An 18,722-nucleotide genomic window follows, 5' to 3' on the forward strand; every position below is an offset into this window, starting at 1 on the left:
GCGCGGCGGGGTTCAATTATTTCAAAGCATAGAGATAGGCCGCGATATCACGCGCCTGCTGCTCGGTGATCCTCGTCGATGGCATGGCGGTGTGCGGATTAACCTCTCTGGCGCCGCGTATCCAGCGGATCAGGTTCTCCGGATTGTTCGCCAGCACGCCGCCGATAATGACCCGGCCGGCGAGGCTGGCGTCGAGGCGCGGGCCGACCTGACCTTGCGCGCCCGGCACGCCAGGGATCGTATGGCAGCCGGAGCAGCCGTTCGCGGTCATGATCGGAATGGCGCGCGCGCCCACGCCGCCGGTTGCCGCGTCCGACTCGTGCCGGACACGATCACGCCGGTCGGCCCATAAGGCCACGGCGGCGACGGCTACGGCAACTACGATCATGGCGGCGAGGGCGCCGGCGATCAGTCTAGCCAGATCGGAGCGCATGCGTCGCCTCCCTGGTTCCGCTCTTGCTTATCCAGAGGCCGGCGAGCAGCAAAGCGGCTCCGCCATAGATCAGGCCAGCCGGAACCCACATCACCAGACCCGCAAGCTGCTGGTCCTCGATCGGGCTTAAACCCCACAGCGCTGCGCCACCGGCATTTTCCGGATACCATAGTTTGGGCGACAGCAGCAGCAGCACGCCGAGCAGGCCGGTGTGCATCGAGGTGAAGAAGAGATGCATGACAGCGCTGCCATAGGCCTGCTGCCGACCGGAACGGGGCAGAAGCGCCCACCAGAACAGCAAGGCAGTGCCGAGGAAGCTCGCATGCTGGGTATAGTGCAGCACGCCCCGCTGCAGGGCTGCCTCGAACAGGAACGGGATGTGCCAGATCCAGATGGCGATCGCGTGGATGATTGTTGCGTTGAGAGGGCGGCTGGCGAAGGCCCAGACCGCCTGCAGCATCTTGCCATGCGTGAGCCTTCCCGTTCTCTGCCGAAACGCGACCGGTAATGCCCATACCAGTGCCGCGCCGGGGCGGGCTGCAACCAGCAGCGGAGCCGCCAGCGCCATCAGCAGCTCGTGCTCGATCATGTGAGCGGCAAAGACCCGCTCGCCGAGCGCATGGATCGGGCTGACCAGCGCTCCCGTCAGCACGCACCACCCTGCGGCGAACAGCAAGGTTTGTCGTATCCGCTCTGGTCGGCCTCGGCTGCTGCGGCGCCACAGCCGGTTGGCGCCGGTCGCATAGACCAGCGCGAGCGCGGCCAGCGGAAGCGTGATGGGAAGGGCAAGCGTCCACCCGGTCTCGGGCGCGCCGGCGCCGTAGCAGATCGAGGTCGAGAAGAACGCCTCGAAACTCATCGCAGGCACTCGTCGAGGATGAGCGCGGCGCTGGCCTGCATGACGATGACGAGGGCAAACAGCAAAGCCGAAAGCATGCCGAGATCGGCGATGAATCGCTCGGTGCTGCGTGTACGCTCCGGTTTGAAGGCGGCGCCGCCTTGCCGCTTCGCCTGCCACGACAGGACGCCGCCGAGGAGCGAAAACACCATGAGCACCAGTGCGACGGAAAGCACCACCGGGACCTGGCGATTACATTGCCAGGGCACCAGCGCGTAATTCAGCTGCGTAGAGATGGCCCAGGCCAGAGGCCCCGACACAAGACCACCCCAGGACGTTCCCAAACGCAGCGCGCGCATCAGCCTAGCCTCGGGGCCCAGTAGATGAGCAGATAGATCGGGATCCAGGTCAAGACCACGAAATCCCAGTAGAAGACGTTGTCGCCGACGTCGCCGAAACGCCGGCCGCTATAGGCGTGGCGCGTGAACATCAGCACTGTCAGAACGATCGTGTCGCCGACATCGGTGATCAGATGGATGGTGTGCAGGCCGAGCAGCACCCAGAGCATCGAGCCATAAGCGTTGGTGTCCCAATAGATGTTCAGGGCCGGAAACTCGAACCAGCGCACGATGAGCGGCGCGCTGCCGAGCAGCGACATCACCACCATGCCGATCCGCACCGGCCCGATGGCGCATTGCTTGGCGTAGCGGTTGAGGAGGTGGTTCGGCACCAGGCTGACGATGAGAAGCAGCGTCACGATCGTTCCCGGCCAATGGTTGGGCTCCGGGGCGCTCAGACGCCAGTTGGGCCACAAGGTCGCCAGATACAGATAAGCGCCGGCCGCCAGCGCAAAGCCCATTCCTTCCAATGCCATGAAACCGAGCGTACCCCACCAGGTCGGGCTGCGCGGACCAAGCCCGAAGCTTGGCAGGCCCGACAGATCGGCGGCGGGACGCTGCTTCATTCCTCGTCCTCCGGCGTATCTTTCGGCCAGAACCAGCCGATCAGGGTGATCGCGATCGGCGCGGCGCCCCAGACGATCGCCCAGGGCGTGAAGATCGAATACAGAAAGGTGCCGCCGACAGCGATCGCAGCGAACAAGGGCCAGATCGACGGCGTCGCCGATTTCTCGCGGATATCGGGATGCGCTTCCGCCACCGTCGAGATGAGGAGCTCGCGCACATCGACGCGAAGGCCGGTGGCGACGGGAAGGGCCTCGCGTTCGGCCCAGAGCGGCTCGACATTCGTGACGATTGGAATGCGCGCGAAATTATAGCTTGGAGGCGGCGAAGACGTGGCCCATTCCAGCGTGCCGGCATCCCAGGGATTGTCGCCGGCCGGCGCGCCTTTCAAGGCGCCATGCACGAGGTTGAAGGTGAACAGCACGAAGCTCAGGAAGAAGAGCACCGCGCCGCCGGTGATGAACAGGTTGATGTTCCCCCAGCCAAGCTCGGCCGGATAGGTATAGACCCTGCGCGGCATGCCCCACAGGCCGACAAGGTGCATCGGGAAGAAGGCCGCGTTGAAGCCGATGAAGGCCAGCCAGAAATGCCAGCGTCCGAGGCGCTCGCTCATCATGCGGCCGGTGATCTTGGGGAACCAGAAATAGGCGGCACCCAGCAGTGGGAAAACCGAGCCGCCGATCAGCACATAGTGGAAATGCGCGACGACGAAATAGGTGTCGTGCACCTGCAGGTCGAGCGGCACCGAGGCCAGCATGACACCGGTGAGACCGCCGATGACGAAGATGAAGAAGAAACCGAAGACGAAGAGCAACGGCGTACGGATCACCGGTCTGCCGTCCCACAAGGTCGCCAGCCAGCAAAAGATCTGCAGGCCGTTGGGAATGGCGATCAACATGCTGGATGCCGTGAAGAAGCTTGCACCGAGCTTCGGCAATCCCGTCGCGAACATGTGGTGGACCCAGAGACCGAACGACAGGAAGCCGACCGCGATCAACGACAGGACCAGCCCGAGATAGCCGAACGCCGGCCTTCGAGCGAAAGCGGGAATGATCGCGGAGACGATGCCTGTCGCCGGCAGGAAGATGATGTAGACCTCGGGGTGACCGAAGAACCAGAACAGGTGCTGGAACAGCAGGGCGTCGCCGCCCTCCGCTGGATTGAAAATATGCGTTCCGACCAGTCGGTCGAGGATCAGGAAGGTCGAGGTGACCATGACCGCCGGCATGGCGAAGACGACGACGAATGAGGTCACCAGCAACGCCCAGACATAGAGCGGGATCTTGTCCAGCGACATGCCTGCCGCACGCTGCTTCAATACGGTGACAATGGTCGCGACGGCGACCGCCAGCGATGAGACCTCGGTATAGGTGATCATCTGCGCCCACACGTCGGCGCGCTTGCCGGGACCGAATTCGGGACCTGACAGCGGCACATAGGCGAACCAGCCGACATCCGGCGCCATGGAAAGGGCGAAGGACACCCAGGCGAAGAGACCTCCCGAGACATAAATCCAGTAACTGAACGCGTTCAGGCGCGGGAAGGCGATGTTGCGGCTGCCGACCATCAGCGGCACCAGATAGATGCCGGTCGCCTGCACGATGGGCACGGCAAACAGGAACATCATGGTGACGCCATGCATGGTGAACAGCTGGTTGTAGAGGTCCGGCCCGATCAGGCCGCGTTGCGGTCCCGAAAGCTGGATGCGCATGGCGACGGCGCTCAGCCCGCCCAGGCACAGAAACCCGAATGCCGTGATCAGATAGCGCCTTGCGACGACCTTGTGATCAACGCTGGACAACGCGCCGATGATGCCGGGCGGCGTCCGCCATGTGCGCGCGAGCCAGCGGTGAAGGCTGGCATCGTCCATGCCGGTGTCGCGCGGCCCATCACGTTCGGGGGCAACGTCGCCCTTGGCAGTCGCCTTACGTTCCGGCGGCAGGTCGCGTTCGCTGGCCAGGTCCGCGCTGCTCATTTCAGGCCCTCGAGATAGGCGACGATCGCGTTGAGCTCGTCGCCATTGAGCTCGACCACCGGCATGTGGGAGCCGGGCTTGATGCCTTGCGGATCGGCTATCCAGGCGGCGAGATTGCCGCGGCTCATCCTCAAGGTTCCCGCGGCAAGTGTTTGCCGGCTGGCAATATGGGTGAGATCCGGAGCGACCGTTCCGCCCGCGGGCGTGCCGCCGATCTTGTGGCACATCACGCAGGGACGCTTGAGAAACAAGTCCGCGCCCGCCTTCGCCTCGTCGCCCGTCGGGGCCGCGGCCGGCTGCAGCTGGTCGTTCCACCAGGCGTCGAACTTTGCCCGCGGCTCGGCGATGATAAAGGTGCCCATGTTCGCATGCTGCGCGCCGCAGAACTCGGCGCACTGGCCGCGATAGGTTCCGGGCTTGTCCGCCTTGATATCCAGCACGTTCATGTGACCGGGGATGAGGTCGAGCTTGCCGGCCAGACTTGGGATCCAGAAGGAATGGATCACATCGGTCGAGGTCAGAAGAAGCCGCACCGGTTCGCCGGCGGGGATGTGGATTTCGTTCGCCGTCGTCAGGATGCGGCTCGGCGTGGCATCCTCATAGCGCACCTCCCACCACCACTGGTGCCCGGTCACCCGAATGGTGAGCGCAGCGTTCGAGCCGATTGCCGCAAGCGTCCTGTTGGCCAAGAAGCTGAGCAGGGTCAGCCCGACCAGCGTCGCTGCGGTCAGCCCGACAGCGATGACCACAACGCGCAATTTGCGATGGTCGGCGCTGGCGTCGAGCATCAGCGGCTCGGTGCGCCTGGGTGGCCGCATCAACAGCGGTGCGGCGAGAGCGATCATCACCAGCACCCACACTACCGAGCAAAGCCCTATGAAGAACCAGATCAGCCATGCCAACTCGCTCGTCGCGGGGCCTTTCGGGTCGAGCGCCGATTGCCAGCCCGCGCATCCCTGGAGAGAAAGGACGCTTGCCGCGGCAAACGCCATCGAGGCGAGGCCTTTCACGGCGACTTCCCCAGCGTGGCGGCATCCGGCATGCGGTTTTCCGACGGATGGGGCATCATGTCGTCATTTCGCTGTGGCGCAGCGGAAGAGGGCGCGTTGCCGCTTAGCGAACGCACGAAGGCCGCCAGTTCCCAGATCTGATCGTCGGGGATCTTGTTGCGGAAGCTCGGCATGCCGTTCGGACGTCCGTCGCGGATGGTGGCGTGAATGCTTTCCATGGAGCTGCCATAGATCCACTTCTGGTCCATCAGCGCCGGGCCCATGCCGCCGCCGCCATTGGCGTGGCATCCCGAACAGTTGAACCAGCCGAACAGGCGCTTGCCCTCGCTGAGATGAAAGGCGTTCGCCTCGAAGCTCGCCGCCTTGTTGTTGCTGGGGGAGGGCCTTTGGCCGCCAGGTTCCAGCGTAGTCACGGGCGTCGGCTGCCCGCCGGAGCCGAGCGAAGGTTGCGGGCGCGTGTCCCGCTCCTCGCGCTGGCATGCCGCCAAGGCGAGCGTCACGGACAGCAGCGTCGCGAGACCCAGCCTCATCGCACCGGGCTCCCGGCGATGTCGAGAAGCGGAACGCCATATTGCGTCAGAACCGCGTCGATCTCGGCCTTGTGCCTGGCGAGCGCGCTATTCACATCGCCGCGCAGTCGCTCGTCCTCGCGCCGAACGCCCATCGAGATGTCGTACATCAGTGGCAGTTGCGGTCCATCGATGCGAGGTGTGACCGGCGTGATCCGGAGCGGCACCTTTTGCTTCGTAGCGAAGTAACCGGCGAGCGGGCCCCAGACCACGGCGACGTCGACCTCGCCGCTCGCGACAGCTTCCACAATGCGCGCCGCGGGGTTGGGAGCGGAATAGTCGCCGTAGACCGGGTAGCCGACGAGATGTCCGACAATGCCGCGACGGCCGAGCGCCTGGACCGGCGGCGAATTGGCGCCGTCATCGCCGATGAGCTGAACGCCGATGCGCATGTCGCGCAGCCGTGGATCGTTAAAGGACGTTACGTCCGGTCCATCCTGTCGTGCGACAAAGACGTAGGAGGATCTGTAGTAGGGCGAGGTGGTGCGTAGCATTTCGACATTTGCCGGCGTTCCGAGCACCAGATCGCAAAGCCCCGCTTTCAGCGTGTTGCGAACGAAGCCGCGGCGCTGCGCCCACCAGGTGTAGGTAAGCTTCGCGCCAAGGTCGGCCGCAACGATCTCGGCGATCTTGTTCTCGAAGCCTTCGCCGCTGGCGTCGGAGAACGGCATGTTGTTGGGATCGGCGCAGGCGCGCAGTTCCCGCGCATCCGCCGCGCCGGCCAGAACCAGCCAGACCAACGCGACGAGACCGGCCACGAGGGCCCGCGGGGCGGATCTTTTCGCCAGTGCCGTCGGTTTGAATGCATCAAGGCAGTCGGAACACATAGAGCGTGCCTCCCGCCGTTGTCGTGTTTTTCAAGTCCTTCATCGCGTTGACGAAACCGAGCGCAGCAGTGGCATCGCGCGGGTCGAGATCGCCCGAGACGATGGCGCCGGCCCAGCCGCCGACGCCGGACAGGATCGCGACATATTGGTGTCCGTCGGGGCCGCGATAAGTCACCGGCTGGCCGATGATGCCGGAGGAGGTCTTGAACTGCCAAAGCAGTTCGCCGGTCTTCGCGCTGACGGCCTTGAACCAGCCTTCCATGGTTCCGTAGAAGACGATATCGCCGGCGGTTACGACCGCGCCGCTCCATACCGGGAAGTTTTCCTTGAGACTCCAGGCGGGTCTCTCCGCGGCGATATCCCAGGCGGTGAAGGCGCCGCGATTGCCGCCGGGCCCCGGGATCATGCGCACGTTCATTCCGACATAGGGCGTGCCGGCGATGTAGTTCACCTCGACGCCTTGTTCGTCCATGCACAGATTGTTGTGCGGGATGTAGAGCAGGCCCGTTTTCGGCGAGAAGGCGGAAGGCTGCCAGTCCTTGAGCCCCGAGGCGGTCGGGCAGATGTCGCGGACGACCTTGCCGGTCCCGGTTTTCTTGTCCGGGTTTGCCATCAGCCTGCCCGTCTTGAGATCCACACCCTTGCTGGAGTTGACGGAGCCATAGGGTTTTGCGGACAGGACCTCGCCGGTGGTGCGATCAAGGACGTAGAGATAGCCGTTGCGCTCCGGCCGGACCAGCACCTTGCGCGGCTTGCCCTGCCAGTTCATGTCGAGCAGGATCTGCTCATTGATGCCGTCATAGTCGTGCAGATCGTGCGGCGTCCACTGATAGAACCATTTGGCCGCTCCGGTATCGGGATCGCGGGCAAAAATGCCCGATGTCCATTTGTTGTCGCCGGGGCGCAGGTCAGGGTTCCAGGGGCCTGGATTGCCGGTGCCGTGGAAGATCAGATTGAGATCGGGATCATAGGAGATCCAGCCCCACATATTGCCGCCGCCGATCTTCCAGGCCTCCGGCGGCCAGGTCGTCACACCGAGGTCCCTGCCCTTGTCCATGTCGTAATGCGGCTTGAAATCCGGGCCGATCAGCACCTCCTTGTCGGGACCCGTGCTGTAAGCCGTCCAGACGACATGGCCATCGCCGGCGTCGAGCGCCTTGACCCAGCCGCGTACGCCCATCTCGCCGCCCGAATTGCCGACGAGCACTTTGCCCTTCACCACCAGCGGCGCCATGGTGAGGGTCTCGCCGACATTGATGTTGCCGATATGGGTGTTCCAGATCGGCTGGCCGGAGTTCGCATCGAGCGCGATCGTGTGGCCGTCCAGCGTGTTGAAGAAGATGCGCCCGTCGGTGAAGGCGGCGCCGCGATTGACGACGTCGCAGCACGCCACCCCTTGTGCGGCGGGCTCGGGATTGGGTTCGTATTTCCACTTGATCGGTGCGCCAGGTTTGGAGAGGTCGAGCGCGTAGACGATGTTGGGAAAGGGCGTCACGATATACATCGTGCTGCCGACCACCAGCGGTGCCGCTTCCTGGCCCTTGTTCACGCCGGTCGAGAAGGTGAAGGCGACCTGCAGGTTCTTGACGTTGCCTGCATTGATTTCCGCGAGCTCGCTATAGCGGGTCGAGGCGTAGTTCTTGGCTGGCATCGTCCATTGGCCGTCGTCGGGCGGGGCGGCGGAGGCCGGCGGCGAGATCGCAGGCGTCGAGGGCGACTCCGAGGCGGCCATCAGATCTGGGAGACAGGCCAGCATCATCGCCCCAACAATGCTTAAGCCCGCATATTGCCGCGCAGCCCGGGTGAGGCGAGCGCGTCCGGACTGCGCACACCTCGCCGTCAGCTGTCGCGCTGCCTTCATTTCGGGACCGAGCCTCCGACGCTGGCGCCCAGTTCGGCGGCGATGTCGGCCTCGCGCCCGGCGCAAAGCGGATGACCCCAGCCGGATGCGCTTTTGCCGCCTGGGTCGAGGTCATAGATGATGGCGTCCTTGCGGTTGGGATTGACGCCTGCCGGAACCTTGTCGAGGCCGAGCGCTGCGCGGACGCGCCAGGCGACGTTGTGGTCGGCGCAGGAGGAATCGCCGCTGACCCCGAGGCCGCCGACGATCGCCTTGCCGTCGTACAGGGCCAGGCCTCCGCCGAACACCACCACGCCTCCGATCGGTTTGCCGATCAGCGGATCATTGGGGCTGCCGAATGTCTTGGCGTCGCCGGCGTAAGCCGCCGCCTGATTGACGGGGTTGGTGGCCTGCAGGCCGAACAGCGGCCCGCCTGGTTGCACCCCGGCATAAAGATTGGCGGTCGACAGGGCCATATTCGCCAGGCTGAGCCCGTTGGCCGTGTTGGCCTTCTCGGCCGCGACCAGCCGGCTGCCGGGCCATTGCGCGTCCACGGCAGGGCCGCTGAAGGCGACGGCGCAGACCGTACCGTCACGGGCAACGATCGCGGCCCATTCATTGCTCTCGAAGCCGCCATTTGCCGGCCCGCCACTCGCCTTGACGATGGCCTTCAAGGCCGACAGCAGTTTGTCGTGATCGGTCGGGCAGGGCGCTTGCGCCCAAGCGGGATTGTGTGGCAGCACCGCGATGGCCAAGAGCAGGAGGCCAAGAGCGGCCGACGGACACTGGCGGAAATGCATGGCGCTTCGGAACACCTTGTTCAACGCGGACAACAAGGGAAAACAGAAATCTGGCGGCAGAAACTCCGGTCTCGCCGTTCTGCAAGCTGATCCTGCTCTTGCTGCGCGAAACCGAACGGACAACGAGCCCCTTTGTTCCTGCTGCCCAGAAAGGGACTGCAAGAATTGCGTGTGGCAGGTGCATCCATATCGAAGTCCGGCCCAACAGCCCAAGGACCTGGCGGTGCCATCACCGCTCCTGGGAGGCGGCCAGCGTTCCTCGATTGCTGCAGCCGTCAACAGCAGGAGGTACGCGGCTGCTTGGTCTTGCGACATGTGCAGTAGAGGAACCAGCTGTGCCGCCCTGCGTTGGACGGGCAATGGAGCAGCTTCGTTCAGATTTCGCGCCGATCGCACAGCCCGGTTACTGGCTGGCCCTGCTGCTTTTGTTGGTTCCCTATGGGGTCGGCGTGTTCTTCCTCATCAGGACGTGCCACTGCCTGTGACTTGATCCGCTGTCTCGGCGGCGTCGAGCTCGAGGCAAGGCGCGCTCGCGCAAATCCCGGTCTGGATCGCCCAGCTGACGAACACTTTCCTGGCCGCGGCGACCGGCCCGCGGCCATCATATGCCGCGCAGCAAGCGTCGCTGGCCAAACCGTGCAGGCGGCACCGCTTCTCGAACGGCCACTCCTCCAGGAATTCGATGGCGTCCATCGCGCAACGGATTTTCCTCACGCCAAATGGCACGTCATCAACAAGGACAGGTTCAGCGAACACATCAGTGCTCATCGCGCCTGGTTCTGCCGCGCCGTGGTCGTGACCATAGTTGTCGCTTTGCCGAGAAATCAAAGCACGCCCAACGGGCTCCCCGAAGACATTTGGGCCCATGACCTTCCTCCGCTTGATGCGCCAATCGCCGGCAGGCCAAACAGATGCTCAGCAAGGTGTTGGGCATGTGCCGGCGGCGCTGAGGTGAAATATTGGAAGCGCGATTTTCGGCGTCAAGAGCCGCCTCGTGGCGGCCGAGCCTGGCTCACCTGGGGTGGGTTGGCAACTCCGCCGATCTGGGTGACGGCGGCCGAAGAGACAAGCAGCGGCTGGTGTTTGCGTTCGGCTCCATGGGCTGACTAGAGCTGCGCGTGGAGCGTGCTGGCCAGCCAATCGGTGAACTTTTCGCGCATGGGACGCGATCTCCATTCGGCAAGGCTGATCTGCCTCGAGCGCTTCAGATCTTCGTTGAACAAGTCGATCTGCGTTCGTGCGAATTCCTTGCCATAGACGTTGAGCGTGGCCTCATCGTTCAAACGCAAAGACCGCTGGTCCAGGTTGGTGGAACCGAAGCTCGCCCAGACGTCGTCCACGATCAGCAGTTTGGGGTGATACATCGTGGGCTGAAACTCGTAGATCCGCACCCCGGCCTCGAGCAATTTGCCCCAGAAATAGCGCGAAGCTTTGCGGACGATCGGAACATCCGTCAGGGAATTGGGAACGATCACATCGACGGCGACGCCTCTTTTTCTGGCGTCCAATATCTGCTGCAGGGCGATGTCGTCCGGGAGGAAATAGGCCATGCCGATGCGCAGGTGGTCTTTGGCCGCGGCTATGGCGGCCAGCATCATCAGCTCCATGTTTTCGGAGCCGTTCGGCTGCGAAGAAAGTATCAGCTGGGCACGGAGCGCACCCGCGGCTTCGGGCGGCAGGTAGAAGTTCTCGCCCTGCAACGTCTCGCCCACTGTTTCCAGCCAGTTCTCGGCGAAGGCCGCCTGGAACCCGGGCACAGCAGGCCCTTCGATCTGGTAGTGCGTGTCGCGCCACTCATTGGGGTTGCGCGCATCTCCCAGCCAGTTGTCCGCGATGCCGACCCCGCCTGTGAAGGCGACCCGCCCGTCCACAATGAGCAGCTTGCGATGCGTTCGGTTGTTGACGCGGTCGAGCGTGTACCAGTGGATCGGCCGATAGCGCTCGAACCGAACGCCAGCACTCGTCATGATTTGGATCAGCTTCTCATCGAAGGGAAGACTGCCAAGCCAATCGACGAGCACGCGCACTTCGACACCCTCTCGGGCTTTCGCAGCCAAAGACGTGGCGAACTCGTAGCCGACCGAGCCCGACCAATAGATGTAGGTTTCCATGTTGATGGTCTTTCGGGCCGAACGGATCGCTTGCAGCATGGCGGGAAAAATCTCGTCGCCGTTGACGAGGGTCTGCACGGCGTTCGCCTCGAACATCTGCCCCTGCGAATAGCTGCTCATGCTCCTTGCGAATTGCGGATCTGCCGCATCGAAACGGTGCGGCACGATGGTGCGGATGACACGGGTCTCGGGGATCAAGTTGATCGCGAGCAGCGTGACCAGACTGGCGACAAGCGCGACGGCCAAATACTTGAGGCTGCTGAGCAGCCTCCGCCGGTTCCGACCAAATCTCACCTTTTCACGCGCCCGCTGGAGGCGCCAGGGTGGCCGCCCCATACCAATTCAGACTTTGCCCATCGAAAACGACACACAGTGCTGCGTAGGCCAGCAGCACCAGGAATGCGGCGGGACGGGACGCAAAAGTGCCGATTGAGGTGAGGAAACTCGTTATCGGGTGATTTGCCATGCTCAAGAACTGTTGATCCTGACGCAGGTTCCAGCCTTGAGCCGGGAGTCTGAAGTGCAAGCCTGAAGCTATAACAACTTTCGACCAACGCCTGCATCCTTCGCAGGCAATCGGCGTTGAAGAAGGATCCTAGAGGGCGGGTTTAGACATGGACACGAAGCCAACTGACGCTGACACGGTTTCCGCTCAGGAACCGGATATCATCGTGAACAAGACCGCACATTTCGTCGGGGAATGGATCGACGAGCACAAGGCGGAAGCCGCAGCTGCAATCCCGGCCGAAATCGCCGCCGAGAAGCTCGCCGAACAATGCATCGCCGATGCCGAAGGCCTGGGAATACTGGCTGAGGATATCGGCGACGAAGTCGGCGATCTCAAGCAATACATCGCGGAAACAGTGCTCGGAGACGAAACTTCCAGCAACGGCAAGATTGAGAGCCCGCCCGATCCGCTCCCGGCGGCGCCGAATGGAGAAACCAATGCCGAAGTTCCGTTTTGAGTTCATCGAAAGTACGGCGCAGCCGGCCATCCAGGTCGACATGGAAAATTTGGATGCCGCCAAGGCCGAGGCGAAACGCGCGGCTAAGGAGGCGATGCTCGATGGGATTGTCGAAGGCGTCGACCCGACATCGTGGGTTACGAGAATCTACGACGAAGCGGGGTATCTGGTCGCCACGATCGGATTCCAGGACCTTGTGGCCGCGCCCCAAGCTGTCGGACAAGCCCACGAACAGACCGATGAGCCCGGCGTGATACGCTCGGGCTGATGCCGCTCCTGGCAGGCCATCGGAACCTCAGTCGAGCTTTCCAGGCCAGGTCAGCTCGATCCACGCCGGGGCATGATCGCTTGGCCTTTCCAAAGCTCTTACCGCAGCATCGACGCCCGCCCCTCGCAGCCGGTTTGAAAGTGCCGGACTGATCAGGAGATGGTCCATTCGCAGGCCGGAGCTCCGGTCATAACCGCCCCGGTAGGAGAAGTTCCAGTAGGTGTAGACCCCCTTCTCGGGATGGATCTGCCGAACCGCATCCGTCCAGCCCATCTTCAGCAAATCGGCGTAAGCGTCACGACTCTGCGGGAAAAACACTGCATCGCCCAACCAGCGCGCCGGCACCACCGCATCAATCAGGGTTGGCACCACGTTGTAATCGCCGCACAGGACCGTTTCCTCTTTAAGCAAGGTCTGGGAATAGCTGATCAAACGCTGGAACCACGCGAGCTTGTAATCGAATTTAGGTCCAGGCGCGGGATTGCCGTTCGGCAGATAGATGCAGCCGATCACCAGCCCATCCACCTCGGCCTCGATGTAGCGGCTGTGCGTATCGTCCGGGTCGCCTGGCAGTCCGCGCCTGCGCTCCTGCGGCTGTTTCCCACGGGCCAGAATCGCTACGCCGTTGTAAGATTTCTGCCCATGCCAGACGGCGCAGTAACCAGCCTGCCGGATCGCCTCGGCAGGGAACTTCTCATCGGATGTCTTGAGCTCCTGCAGGCAGACGATGTCATAGCCGGTTTCGCCAAGCCATTTCAGGAGGACCGGCAATCGCCCATTGACGCCATTTACGTTGAAAGTAGCGATCCTGGTCATCCGGTTATCTTGGCCGATGATCTCTCCGGGCAGTCACCCCGATACTTGGTTTGGAATACTAGCTGTCTTTCTTGTAGGATTTGGCGGCCTCATCGATCTTGCGCCAATCGTTTCCGTGACGCCGCACCAGCTCCCGCGCCTGGGCCGGCGAGATGTTTTGCGTTTCCACGATATGGTTCACTTCCGTTTCTTCGCCTTTCAGCGGGCGCGAACGTGGCCTTCTGGGCCGGCTCGCCGCTGTTTCATCTGCATCACGTCGTCTCGCCATGGGCTGACCTCTCCTGATCCGGATTAACCGTCGAATGCCGGGAAGGTTTCCGCTCGCGGTTCCTCGAGCAGTTCGGCTTGTCTCGGCTGTGTGGCTTGAACCCAAGGAACTTGCGCGGCGTTCCTTGCGAGCAGAGCTAGCAAGCGCAATCCGATGGAAAAATCCGAAGCCCATTTTGAACCGCAGAAGCCTCGTGGTGCCGAAGCGCGCTTCCCGTACGATCGAGCGGCAGTTGAGCGGTTCCAGCTTGCGTTTCCGCGCGCGAGGTGGAGCGACGAGCTCAGGAGCTGGTTCGTGCCCGGAAAAACGGCGGCGCGGCGGATCGAGCGCTGGCTGGCATAGGAGACAGCGGCTCGCGCAGCCCATGCCGACAGTAAGGGGCGGGATGCCTTCGCCTTCGATCCACTGTCGAGCCACTATCCGGAAGTCGCGGACGACCTGCGCATTCGCACGCCTTATTCGAAGACCGTGCTGGAGGAACTGCGAGCGGTTCCATGGGCGAGTTGGGACGACGAACTGCGGGTCTGGCGGGTGCCTTTTCGCGCTTATGAGGAGCTGCGGCGCCGTTGGCCAAGCATCGAAAGAGCCGCCCAGCGCGCCGAGCCGGAGGAGAGGAAACGCCGGCGGGAGGCTGGTAAACACTCCGATGAGCACAAGGCCGCCAGGCTGCGCCATGCCGAACGCAGGCGCCGGCGCTATCCGGTTCCAGCCGAAGACCTGCCTCCGCTCGGTCGCGCCGTGGCGACGGTGCAATATGACGTTGTTGTCTTCACCGGGATTTCAGGCGAGCTCGCCGACCCCTCTGAGCTGGCGCCGTTCTACCCACAGTCGATGGAGACCGGCTTCGGCGCCGTTTGGGCGAGGTGGCGGCCGCCGACCTTGGCTGAACTGATCAAGACATGGCCGGCGCGGCGTCCTGCCGGATCAGCGGAACGATCGAGAGGGTGGTGGCGGCCGACGCTTGGCGAACTCAGAATCGCTCGCCGAAAGGTGAAAAGCCTGGAGCGGAGAAAACGTTCGCGAAGTGCCGATTGATATTCTTGGGTCTTTGATGGCTGTCACATGACAAGCGAGACGGGCCGCCGCCAAGGCTCGCGTACCCGACGTTCAGGTGGAATGTCGCAGGCCGAAAAGGAATTTCGGGTGCGATTTCAGCCCCGCGGGACCGGCATCCCCGCAGCCAAGCACGCGAGCTCATCGACTTGATCAGCATCGACGCAGCTTCGCTTCTTCGGCAGGCGCGCCTTCTCAAGAAGACGTAACCGCTCAGGCGCGATTTTCATCACGGCCTCATTTGTTAGCGCGCGACTTGCCGGAGAGGCGTATCACCCCTTTGTCGTTCGTACCGAGTAGTGAGGCAAGCGGACGCTTGAAAGCGGTATCGTGCTTTCGCCCCTGGCTAGGAGGCACGCATGTCCCTGCATGGTGTTTTGGATTCCACCCAACTTGAAATCCTCTCAAAAGCTGTCCATCGCTATTGTTCAAGGCATGGACTTGAGAGCGAGGAAGACCGCCAGTTGGTCGCCATGAGGGCCATGAGCCTTTTCGGCCAGGGCACAACTGACCTTGACCGGCTGTCCGCGAGACTGGAAAAGCTCGAAGAACCTGGGCACGGCTAAACCGGCTGGCAAGCGTGCAGCCGTAACAGCTCCAGCGCAGCGCTCCTAATCCCGCCAAATTGCGCCATCGCTAGCAAAAAGATCGCCAACACCAGCTGCTTGCTCGCAGCGTAGAAGCTTCGGCCAAAGCGAATGTGGGGAGAAGAAGGTGATGGTGCCCAGAGGCGGATTCGAAGCGAATGAAATCTGGCTTTGTTTCCAAATAGTTGACACCCACACAAGAGCAGGGATAGCCAACAAAAATACCAACAAAATATTTCTGTGGATTGGTTCGGTTCCCGGATATCGCTCTATTCGCTCAATGCCATCGGATCCCAACCTCATCTCAGAAGCGGAGCGTTGAGCAAGTCGCAGGTCCGCTGCTGCCTCCAATTTCCCCGAGATCTGATCGCCCTTACCACTTGAAGATGGCGGCGAGAGCGTCTTTCGACTTGACGCTTACGTCCTTGAAAATATTGAGCTTTTCGCGGCATTTGTTAGACAGTCTGTTACACGGCTACAGCGTTAATTTAAGCTCTCGGCATCTGAGCTCGCGCGCCCGAGCATCGACCTAATCCGATACTGGCTCGGGGCATCGTTGCTCCCGGAGCTTCAGCATAGTCTCGCAAAAATTCCCAAGCCGCTTCGGGGCTGACGAGTCTGCGAAGCCGACGAGCGATAGGCAATACCGAGACGCAGACATTACGTGACGGCACTTGATATTGCAGTGCAGCAAGCGTAGAGCACCGCCCGCTTATCGGAGTGTCGTCCATGGCCCTTACCAATGCTGGTAACGAGGCAGAACCTGTCGAACAATCGAGCCATTCTGAGGTCGAGCAGCACAGCACCAAGGTGCTGATGCTGGGCGCGTTGGGCGTGGTTTACGGCGATATCGGCACCAGCCCGATCTATGCATTCCGAGAGGCGTTGCACGCATCGGCCGGTGGCAACGTCGCCAACCGTGGCGACATCCTCGGCGTACTCTCGCTGATCATCTGGTCGCTGACGATCACCGTCACCATCAAATACATCATGTTCGTGCTCCGTGCCGACAATCGCGGCGAGGGCGGGGTGCTGTCGCTGATGGCGCTGGCGCGCAACAGTTTCCCGACGCGCTCGGCGGTGATCCTCGGCATCGGCATTGTCGGCGCGGCGCTTTTTTTCGGCGACGCAGTCATTACGCCGGCGATCTCGGTGCTGTCGGCGGTCGAAGGTATGAATGTCGTCACGCCGACATTCCAGCCCTATGTGGTGCCGCTGACACTGGCCATTCTGGCGGTCGTGTTTGCGGTACAGCGGTTTGGCACCGGCGGCGTAGGATTGGTGTTCGGGCCCGTTACCGCGCTGTGGTTCCTGGCCATCGGCCTTTCCGGCCTCAACCACATCATGGACGACCCGGAAATCCTGCTGGCAATCAGCCCGCATTATATCGTGTCATTCCTGATCAACTCGCCCGAAGTCGCCTTCGTCACGGTTGGTGCGGTTTTTCTCGCCGTCACCGGCGCTGAGGCGCTCTATGCCGACCTCGGCCATTTCGGGCGCAAGCCGATCGTGCTTGCCTGGCTGGCCATCGTGTTTCCTTGCCTGTTGCTCAACTATGTCGGGCAAGGCGCCTTCGTGCTGGCGAATGGCGGTGTCGTCGGTCATCCCTTCTTCGAGATGAACGAAGGCCGGATGCTTATCCCGATGGTGGTGCTGGCGACGGCGGCGACCGTGATCGCCAGCCAGGCGGTGATCTCCGGCGCTTTCTCGCTGACCAGGCAAGCAGTGCAGCTCAACATGCTGCCGCGCCTGGAAATCCTGCATACGTCGGAAAGACAATCCGGCCAGATCTATATGCCGCGCGTCAACATGCTACTGGCGCTCGTGGTGATGCTGCTGGTGGTCGGCTTTGGCGAATCCAGCAAGCTTGCCTCGGCCTACGGCATTTCGGTGACAGGCAACATGCTGGTGACGAGCATACTGCTTTATGTCGTCATGACGCGCATCTGGAAATGGCCGCTCGGCGTCGCGATAGCCTTAATGGCGGTGTTCGTCTTCATCGATACCGGCTTCTTTGCAGCCAACATCGTCAAGGTATTCGAAGGCGGCTGGGCCTCGCTTGCCATTGCCGCAGTGATCGTGATGACCATGTGGACTTGGATAAGAGGCACCAGGTATCTATTCGACAAGACGCGCAGGAACGAGATTCCGCTCGATTCCCTTGCAGGCAATCTGTTGAAGAGGAAACCGCAGCTGATGTCCGGTACGGCCGTGTTCCTGACCAGCGATCCCGCCAGCGCGCCGACCGCGTTGATGCACAGCCTGAAGCACTACAAGGTGCTGCACGAACAGAATGTCATCCTCTCGGTGGTGACGGCGCAACAACCCGTCGTGCCCGACAGTGACCGGGTCAAGATGGAAACGATCAACGAGCTGTTCATGCGGGTGACGCTGACCTTCGGCTATATGGAGCAGCCCAATATCCCGCGCGCGCTGGCGATTTGCCGCAAGCAGGGCTGGAAGTTCGACATCATGACGACCTCTTTCTTCCTGTCGCGGCGCTCGCTCAAGGCCTCGCCCAATTCCGGCATGCCGGTCTGGCAGGACAAGCTGTTCATCGGGCTGGCGCGCACGGCGGCCGACGCAACGGAATATTTCCAGATCCCGACCGGACGCGTCGTCGAGATCGGGACACAGGTGGCGATTTAGTGCATGCCGCAGTTCAGCAGCTGAGAAGCCACTTGAGCGTGTCCATAGAAAGCGCCTCACTGAATACCAAACATCCCATCCTCTGTTTGGTACGTTTCCAACTCTTGATATCTTTAGGAATTGACCCAAGGATCGCTGCTTGGGTTCTGTCTCGGAGGCGCGACTTCGGTGAGCAGAACTCTAGCAGCCCTTTCCCAGACTCTCCGCATGAATCGGAGTAGCCTGCTTCCATCGGCGATTTACATCATGGGCATCGCCGTTGAGCGACGGCCACGCTTCCGCCCTAATGGGAGGAACAGCTATGGTCAGTAACACCAGCTCAATGAGTGGCATTGCCTATCCCAGCGACCTGGCTTTGTTGAAGCAGGTCTTTGATCGTGTCTGCGCCGAGGCAGGTATCTCCGTTAGCCGCATGCAGGCGGAGCGCCTGAGCGTGAGCGTAATGGCACTGTTCTCGGACGGCGAGTTCGATGAGGCCGTTCTTTATGAACGCTTAAGCTTGATGCCCGCTCCTTGCCCAGAACGGGCAGCGTATGACCTCCGATCATCAGGAAGTCCTCACGAGCCTTGTAGCTCGTTATGAAACCGTAGTGTCGATACAGGACCGGATCGTTGAGCACGACCGTAAGCGCTGTTCTCAGGCCACGGCCCTGAGTTCGGGAGCCGGGATGTAGGCCCAGGGCAGCAGGTCGTCGATCTGGCTGTTCGGGTGGCCATTGACGATCCTGGTGAGGACATCGGCGAGATAGCC

The 18,722-nt window shown here is 62.2% G+C and carries 20 protein-coding genes and 1 pseudogene; 6 read left to right on the top strand and 15 right to left on the bottom strand.

Annotation, left to right across the window (positions count from 1 at the left end):
- Positions 1–16: 16 nt before the first annotated feature.
- The 12 genes from EOA49_RS10105 to EOA49_RS10160 form a co-directional block, all read right to left on the bottom strand.
- A complete protein-coding gene (locus EOA49_RS10105) occupies positions 17–433 on the bottom strand; it encodes a c-type cytochrome (protein WP_067328533.1) in 417 nt (138 codons plus the stop codon).
- Complete coding sequence (locus tag EOA49_RS10110) at positions 414–1,292, bottom strand: cytochrome c oxidase assembly protein (RefSeq protein WP_067328536.1); 879 nt, start codon at positions 1,290–1,292, stop codon at positions 414–416. Before EOA49_RS10110 ends, EOA49_RS10105 begins: the two co-directional genes overlap by 20 nt.
- A complete protein-coding gene (locus EOA49_RS10115; protein WP_067328538.1) occupies positions 1,289–1,630 on the bottom strand; it encodes a hypothetical protein in 342 nt (113 codons plus the stop codon). Before EOA49_RS10115 ends, EOA49_RS10110 begins: the two co-directional genes overlap by 4 nt.
- Entirely contained in the window at positions 1,630–2,235 is a 606-nt protein-coding gene (locus EOA49_RS10120) for a cytochrome c oxidase subunit 3 (protein WP_067328539.1), read from the bottom strand. Before EOA49_RS10120 ends, EOA49_RS10115 begins: the two co-directional genes overlap by 1 nt.
- A complete protein-coding gene (ctaD, locus tag EOA49_RS10125; protein ID WP_127239813.1) occupies positions 2,232–4,208 on the bottom strand; it encodes a cytochrome c oxidase subunit I in 1,977 nt (658 codons plus the stop codon). The genes EOA49_RS10120 and ctaD overlap by 4 nt, the downstream gene beginning before the upstream one ends.
- On the bottom strand, positions 4,205–5,218 hold the full coding sequence (gene coxB, locus EOA49_RS10130) for a cytochrome c oxidase subunit II (RefSeq protein WP_245460591.1): 1,014 nt from the start codon (positions 5,216–5,218) through the stop codon (positions 4,205–4,207). Before coxB ends, ctaD begins: the two co-directional genes overlap by 4 nt.
- Entirely contained in the window at positions 5,215–5,748 is a 534-nt protein-coding gene (locus EOA49_RS10135; protein ID WP_127239814.1) for a c-type cytochrome, read from the bottom strand. The genes coxB and EOA49_RS10135 overlap by 4 nt, the downstream gene beginning before the upstream one ends.
- Positions 5,745–6,545, bottom strand: coding sequence for a substrate-binding domain-containing protein (locus EOA49_RS10140; protein WP_245322488.1), 801 nt, complete (start codon positions 6,543–6,545; stop codon positions 5,745–5,747). The genes EOA49_RS10135 and EOA49_RS10140 overlap by 4 nt, the downstream gene beginning before the upstream one ends.
- Positions 6,546–6,594: 49 nt before the next feature.
- Entirely contained in the window at positions 6,595–8,346 is a 1,752-nt protein-coding gene (locus tag EOA49_RS10145; protein WP_245460593.1) for a methanol/ethanol family PQQ-dependent dehydrogenase, read from the bottom strand.
- A gap of 125 nt (positions 8,347–8,471) precedes the next feature.
- Complete coding sequence (locus EOA49_RS10150) at positions 8,472–9,254, bottom strand: heme-binding protein (protein WP_245460594.1); 783 nt, start codon at positions 9,252–9,254, stop codon at positions 8,472–8,474.
- Positions 9,255–9,716: 462 nt separating this feature from the next.
- Positions 9,717–10,121, bottom strand: a complete 405-nt coding sequence (locus EOA49_RS10155; protein WP_127239816.1) for a DUF982 domain-containing protein — start codon at positions 10,119–10,121, stop codon at positions 9,717–9,719.
- A gap of 239 nt (positions 10,122–10,360) precedes the next feature.
- Complete coding sequence (locus EOA49_RS10160; protein ID WP_245432959.1) at positions 10,361–11,611, bottom strand: phospholipase D-like domain-containing protein; 1,251 nt, start codon at positions 11,609–11,611, stop codon at positions 10,361–10,363.
- A gap of 368 nt (positions 11,612–11,979) precedes the next feature.
- Between EOA49_RS10160 and EOA49_RS10165 the strand changes: the two genes are divergently transcribed.
- The gene (locus EOA49_RS10165; protein WP_095777394.1) at positions 11,980–12,330 is read left to right on the top strand and encodes a DUF768 domain-containing protein; all 351 of its coding nucleotides are present in this window, start codon (positions 11,980–11,982) and stop codon (positions 12,328–12,330) included.
- Positions 12,311–12,598 (top strand): hypothetical protein, encoded by a 288-nt coding sequence (locus EOA49_RS10170; RefSeq protein ID WP_066993818.1) that lies wholly within the window; start codon positions 12,311–12,313, stop codon positions 12,596–12,598. Before EOA49_RS10165 ends, EOA49_RS10170 begins: the two co-directional genes overlap by 20 nt.
- 27 nt (positions 12,599–12,625) lie before the next feature.
- Here EOA49_RS10170 and xth read toward each other — a convergent pair whose 3' ends face one another.
- Both xth and EOA49_RS10180 read right to left on the bottom strand, forming a co-directional pair.
- Positions 12,626–13,414 carry an exodeoxyribonuclease III gene (xth, locus tag EOA49_RS10175; RefSeq protein ID WP_127239818.1) on the bottom strand — a complete coding sequence of 263 codons (789 nt, stop codon included), beginning with the start codon at positions 13,412–13,414 and terminating at the stop codon, positions 12,626–12,628.
- Positions 13,415–13,472: 58 nt separating this feature from the next.
- Positions 13,473–13,682 (bottom strand): hypothetical protein, encoded by a 210-nt coding sequence (locus tag EOA49_RS10180; protein WP_066993812.1) that lies wholly within the window; start codon positions 13,680–13,682, stop codon positions 13,473–13,475.
- Positions 13,683–13,835: 153 nt separating this feature from the next.
- On the opposite strand from EOA49_RS10180, the pseudogene EOA49_RS10185 reads away from it, so the two are divergent.
- The 4 genes and pseudogenes from EOA49_RS10185 (at position 13,836) to EOA49_RS10200 (ending at position 18,554) form a co-directional block, all read left to right on the top strand.
- Positions 13,836–14,717, top strand: a pseudogene (locus EOA49_RS10185) (hypothetical protein).
- Positions 14,718–15,094: 377 nt separating this feature from the next.
- Positions 15,095–15,301 (top strand): hypothetical protein, encoded by a 207-nt coding sequence (locus EOA49_RS10190; protein WP_066993806.1) that lies wholly within the window; start codon positions 15,095–15,097, stop codon positions 15,299–15,301.
- A 750-nt stretch (positions 15,302–16,051) separates the two neighbouring features.
- Entirely contained in the window at positions 16,052–17,971 is a 1,920-nt protein-coding gene (locus tag EOA49_RS10195) for a potassium transporter Kup (protein WP_127239819.1), read from the top strand.
- Positions 17,972–18,272: 301 nt separating this feature from the next.
- Positions 18,273–18,554, top strand: coding sequence for a hypothetical protein (locus EOA49_RS10200; protein WP_095517087.1), 282 nt, complete (start codon positions 18,273–18,275; stop codon positions 18,552–18,554).
- Between the two features lie 54 nt (positions 18,555–18,608).
- Here the strand turns inward: EOA49_RS10200 and EOA49_RS10205 are convergent.
- Positions 18,609–18,722: transposase domain-containing protein (locus EOA49_RS10205; RefSeq protein ID WP_135913840.1), on the bottom strand; the 114-nt coding region annotated here is incomplete at its 5' end.

It is taken from the genome of Mesorhizobium sp. M1A.F.Ca.IN.020.04.1.1 (assembly GCF_003997315.1).
In the GTDB taxonomy this organism is placed as follows: Bacteria; Pseudomonadota; Alphaproteobacteria; order Rhizobiales; family Rhizobiaceae; genus Mesorhizobium.